The organism is Candidatus Cloacimonadota bacterium (genome assembly GCA_011372345.1).
In the GTDB taxonomy this organism is placed as follows: Bacteria; Cloacimonadota; Cloacimonadia; order Cloacimonadales; family TCS61; genus DRTC01.
On sequence record DRTC01000305.1, the window covers coordinates 1 to 4,974 of the forward strand.

Here is a 4,974-nt window from a genome sequence, read left to right on the forward strand (position 1 = left end):
CTATCCCTTGAGTTTATCTCAATAAATTCAAAGCCAATGAATTCTATCTTCTTTTCTCGGTGGTGCAGGCGGAGTTTTATCATAATTGGAATATCCGAGAGCAATTCCGCATAAGAATTCCTTATCCTCTACTCCGAGCAATTTTTTTACTGCTTCCGCTTTCTGCTCGACTCTTCCCAGAACGCAAGTACCCAATCCTTCTTTGTGTGCCAGAAGGAGTAGATTTTGAATTGCCAGAAAAACACTTCCCATCGAAGTTATCGGTTCTTCACCTGGAATTATATCGGAAAAAGCAAGGATCACGACCGGTGCATTACCAATATTACCAAAGAATTTTCCGGTCAATTCGATTATTTTTGGTTTGAGTTTTCCTTCCAGAGTTGGTCGGACATATTGCCAGAATTCTTTATAAACTTTGGTGAATTCGATTAATTTTTCTCTTTTTAAAACATAGAAATGCCAATTCTGGAAATTCTTCCCGGAAGGTGCCCAGATCGCATTTTCCATAATTTTTTCTAGAAGTTCATTTGGAATATCCTGTTCTTTGAAAAAACGAATACTTCTTCTTGTTTTGATGATTTCATAAATATCGTCTGAAAAATTCATTAATTACTCCTGTATCACCTTCGTCCCGAAGGTTTTTTATATAACTAAATTACGGATTTTCTTGTTAAATTTAATGAAGAATATACTTAATGTCTTCAATATTTTCCAATTTTATTTCCAAAAATCCTTCTTTCATTTCTTCATCTATTATGGGTTCAAAACGAATTTCTCCGATATAATCGTCAAATATTTCGTAAATATCATCATCGGTTTCGATCAGAAGTTGACCGAATTGATATGCACCCCAATGAACGATACGATTTTCCTCGAAAAAGACTCTTCTTCCTTGTTGGATATTTTTTTCGCAACTTCCTGTAAAAAACCGATGTAACAATCAATCAGAGAATTCTCTAAAATATCAAACCGCTCTTTTGTATCCTTCCATAAAGATTTGAGATTATTCAATTAATCGCTCCTGTAAGTTTTCTTTAATATCAATTATCGATTTTCCAGACAATTCTTATCTTATTTGAATGAGATGGAAAACCCATTGCTAATTTCTGCAATTTGACCAAGATTTTAATTTTTTCTTCAAAAGGAAGTTTCGCCAGATTTTTATGATATTCTTTTTTTGCCTTAAAAAGTTCCTGGATATTTGAAAAGGAAGGATATTTATTATTCATTAGATGAATCGATAAATCTATTATATTTTTCTTCTAAATCATATTTTTTCAGGATATTTTGGAGAAGATTTTGATCTGTTTTTGTCTGTTCTAAAAATTTGATAATTCTTTCCTTGTCTTTTTGCCTGAAAGTTTGGATCATAATGGCGATGGAATATTCAGGTTTTAAAGCATTTATCGAAATATTTTGATATTCAACTTCGACAGATTGTTCGACTGCTTCTTGAACAAGTTTGTTATAAACAGGAATGAATTGAACCGGTATTTCATTGATTATAATATGTTCTCTCTCGAATTTATAACCTTTTTCCTCACAAAATTTATATATTGGGGAAATATCAATTAATCCTTTTTCTTCTTTTTCAGGAATATATAAAATATCTAAATCGTAGGTTAGAACAGGCTCGATATAAATAATCGCAGCAATTCCTCCACCTACAGCATATTTCCTGATTATACCTTCTTTTTGGAGTTCGTTTATAACTTCTATCGTTTTTTTCATATTTATTTAAAATTAATTATTCTTCATCCGCAATATTTGTATTTATATAATCTACAATTTCAGTCGTTGTTGTTCCGGGAGTAAATATTTTTTTCACACCGATTTTTAGAAGTTTTTGAATATCTTCTTTTGGTATGATTCCACCCCCGATAACTTGAATATGTTCCGCTTTTTTTTCTTTTAATAATCCAATAATTCTTGGAAAAATTGTCATGTGAGCACCGGAAAGAATTGAAAGTCCGATAATATCCACATCTTCCTGAATTGCGGCTGCGACTATACTTTCCGAAAGTTGATGTAAACCAGTATAAATCACTTCAAATCCGGCATCTCGCAAAGCAGCCGCGATGACTTTTGCACCTCTATCGTGTCCGTCCAGTCCCGGTTTTCCGATTAAAATTCTTATCTTTTTGTTCATATTAAAACTCCTATTGATTGTTAATTCCAGAGTCTGTTAATTCCATATTTATCGAATAATTTTTCCTTACTGATAATTGGAATTTGCTCAATCAGACTTTGAGCAATGATCAACCGATCAAAAGGATCACGATGATAAAAGGGAAGATTGACAATTTTATTTAAATGCGATAATTCGATCGGTAGTAAATCAATATCATTAATCTTTAATTGATTAGGAATTAAATCTGGAAATAATTTTTTTATCTTTAACTTCCCAATACTTACTTTTAAAGCGAGTTCCCAAATGCTTGCCATACTTATTAGTCGTTCGTTATTTACATTTTCAATAAAAATTTTTGCCGAATTTGGAAGTTTTGGATCATCAGATGCAAACCAAAGAAAAGCGTGGGTATCGAGTAGGATTCTCATTACATATAATCCTTGAAATCATCTAATGGTTCATCAAAATCGTCCATTATTTGAAACAAACCTTTTGCACTTCCTGGTCTAATTCTTTTTATCTTATCAGTTTTTTTTGCTCGAATCGATGACATTTTAATAATCGGTTTTCTATTTTTTGTGATAAGAATTTCTTCACCAATCAAAACTTCGTCTATAAGTTTTGGAAAGATTTTTTTTGCTTCGTTTAAACTAACTTGATGCATTTTTCCTCCTTGCTTCTCTAAAAAATAATGGGTTCTTTATAAGTCCCGAAAACTTCCTTCAAAGTAGTACACATTTCCCCGAGAGTTGCATATTCTCTCACACAATCGATAATTCTCGGCATTAAATTCTCTCCATTTTCTGCTGCATCTCGTAATGATTTTAATGTTGCTATTACTTTGGAATTATTTCTTTCTTCCTTCACTTTTTTAAGAGATTTCTTCTGATCGATTTCAACTTCTTTCGGAATTTTCAGAAGTTCGATATCGATTTTTTCATCTTCTTCATTAAAAAGATTCACTCCAATATGGAATTTTTCCTTTTTCTCCAGAGATTTCTGGTATTCGTAAGCACTTCGTGAAATTTCTCTTTGGAAAAATCCTTTTTCAATTGCCGGAACTACTCCACCCAAAGTTTCGATTTTCTCAAAATAATCTAATGCTTGTTTTTCCATTTCATCTGTTAAAGATTCGATATAATATGATCCGCCAAGAGGATCTATCGTATTTGGAACACCTGTTTCATAAGCGATCAATTGCTGAGTTCGAAGAGCGATTTTTACTGCTTTTTCGGTTGGAAGGGCAAAAGTCTCATCCATTGAATTTGTATGCAGAGATTGAGTTCCACCCAAAACTGCAGACAATGCCTGGAAAGCAGTTCTGATGATATTGTTCTCCGGTTGTTGAGCGGTTAGACTGCAGCCAGCGGTTTGAGTATGGAATCTGACGAGGAAAGATTTCGGATCTTTTGCGTGATATTTGTCCTTCATTAGTTTTGCCCAGATCCGTCTCGCAGCTCGATATTTGGCAATTTCCTCAAAGAAATCCATGTGAGCATTGAAAAAGAATGATAATCGAGGAGCGAATGTATCGACCGGAAGTCCGGCTTTGATTCCGTAATCGACATAAGTGTAACCGTTAGCGAGAGTGAACGCAAGCTCTTGAACAGCAGTCGAGCCTGCCTCACGAATATGATAACCGGAAATCGAGATAGTATTCCACCTGGGAACATTTTCGGAGCAATATTCGAGAATATCGGTGATGATCCGCAAAGATGGTTCCGGCGGATAGATCCAGGTTTTCTGTGCTTGATATTCTTTGAGCATATCGTTCTGGATGGTTCCGGTCAGGACATCTCTCGGAACTCCCTGTTTTTCTCCGACAACGATATACATTGCCAGCAGCATTGCAGCCGGAGGATTGATGGTCATGGAAGTTGATATCTTATCAAGCGGAATTCCATCGAAAAGTATTTCCATATCGTGAAGAGTATCGATGGCAACACCGCATTTCCCAACTTCTCCTTCAGCAAACGGATCGTCGGAATCTCGACCATAAAGTGTCGGGAAATCAAAAGCAACGGAAAGTCCGGTTTGTCCGTGTTTGAGAAGATATTTATAGCGGTTGTTCGTATCTTTTGGAGTTCCGAAACCGGAAAACTGCCGCATCGTCCAGAGTCTGCCGCGATACATATTCGGCTGAACTCCGCGTGTGAATGGATATTCTCCAGGGTAATTCAAGTCTTTGTCATAATCGAAATCTTTGATGTTTTCAGGAGTGTATAACGGATCGATTTTGGTTTTGGAAAGATTTGAGAAATCAAGGTCTCGTTCTTTGCGTTTATTATATTTTTCCTGCCAGGTTTTTTTGCTCATTTTTACTCCTTTTTATCCCGAATTACACGAAATATTTTTAGTCTTTCTTCCATAATAATTTCTTGTTACTGTCTATCGATGCGATCAAATAGGGATTTCGCAATGTTTGTTCTTCGATGATGTCAATATTACGATCGAATAAATTTTCCAATTTATTTTTAAGATCCAGATAATTATCAAAATACTCAAATAAATCGACACCCTTAAATTTTATTAAAAAATCTATGTCACTGTTTTTTGAAAACTTATCTGACAAAATTGAACCGAAAACGGTGATTCTTTCTACAGAATGTGTCTTACAAATTTCAATTAATTTTTCCAGATCATTTTCTACAATGTTCATTGTTATTAATCTTCTCCGTAAAAAGCATATAGAATTCTCTCATCCATAAATAATAATTCCTTCATTTTTCACATTTTTATAAAAAGGTAAAACCTCCAGGTATTTTGAAAAACGCTCGGTTGTTTCTTCCGTAATCGATACCAAAATATTAAAATTCAAAGTAAGTTTGTTCATAATATCAGAA

9 protein-coding genes are annotated in these 4,974 nt (G+C 34.2%); all 9 read right to left on the reverse strand.

Going from position 1 to position 4,974, the window contains the following annotated elements; all coding sequences use genetic code 11:
- Positions 1-27: 27 nt before the first annotated feature.
- The 9 genes from ENL20_05920 to ENL20_05960 all read right to left on the reverse strand — a co-directional run bounded on the left by ENL20_05920 (position 28) and on the right by ENL20_05960 (position 4,790).
- Complete coding sequence (locus tag ENL20_05920; protein ID HHE38092.1) at positions 28-606, reverse strand: nitroreductase family protein; 579 nt, start codon at positions 604-606, stop codon at positions 28-30.
- Positions 607-676: 70 nt separating this feature from the next.
- On the reverse strand, positions 677-940 hold the full coding sequence (locus ENL20_05925; GenBank protein ID HHE38093.1) for a hypothetical protein: 264 nt from the start codon (positions 938-940) through the stop codon (positions 677-679).
- Positions 941-1,040: 100 nt separating this feature from the next.
- Positions 1,041-1,229, reverse strand: a complete 189-nt coding sequence (locus tag ENL20_05930; GenBank protein HHE38094.1) for a hypothetical protein — start codon at positions 1,227-1,229, stop codon at positions 1,041-1,043.
- On the reverse strand, positions 1,222-1,731 hold the full coding sequence (locus ENL20_05935; protein ID HHE38095.1) for a hypothetical protein: 510 nt from the start codon (positions 1,729-1,731) through the stop codon (positions 1,222-1,224). Before ENL20_05935 ends, ENL20_05930 begins: the two co-directional genes overlap by 8 nt.
- A 16-nt stretch (positions 1,732-1,747) precedes the next feature.
- Entirely contained in the window at positions 1,748-2,149 is a 402-nt protein-coding gene (locus tag ENL20_05940; protein ID HHE38096.1) for a cobalamin B12-binding domain-containing protein, read from the reverse strand.
- 20 nt (positions 2,150-2,169) lie between these two features.
- Complete coding sequence (locus ENL20_05945) at positions 2,170-2,559, reverse strand: type II toxin-antitoxin system VapC family toxin (protein ID HHE38097.1); 390 nt, start codon at positions 2,557-2,559, stop codon at positions 2,170-2,172.
- Entirely contained in the window at positions 2,559-2,795 is a 237-nt protein-coding gene (locus tag ENL20_05950) for a DUF2281 domain-containing protein (GenBank protein ID HHE38098.1), read from the reverse strand. Before ENL20_05950 ends, ENL20_05945 begins: the two co-directional genes overlap by 1 nt.
- A 17-nt stretch (positions 2,796-2,812) precedes the next feature.
- Positions 2,813-4,447: a methylmalonyl-CoA mutase gene (locus ENL20_05955; GenBank protein ID HHE38099.1), complete on the reverse strand. Its 1,635-nt coding sequence runs from the start codon at positions 4,445-4,447 to the stop codon at positions 2,813-2,815.
- 37 nt (positions 4,448-4,484) lie between these two features.
- Positions 4,485-4,790, reverse strand: coding sequence for a hypothetical protein (locus ENL20_05960; protein ID HHE38100.1), 306 nt, complete (start codon positions 4,788-4,790; stop codon positions 4,485-4,487).
- Positions 4,791-4,974 lie beyond the last annotated feature (184 nt).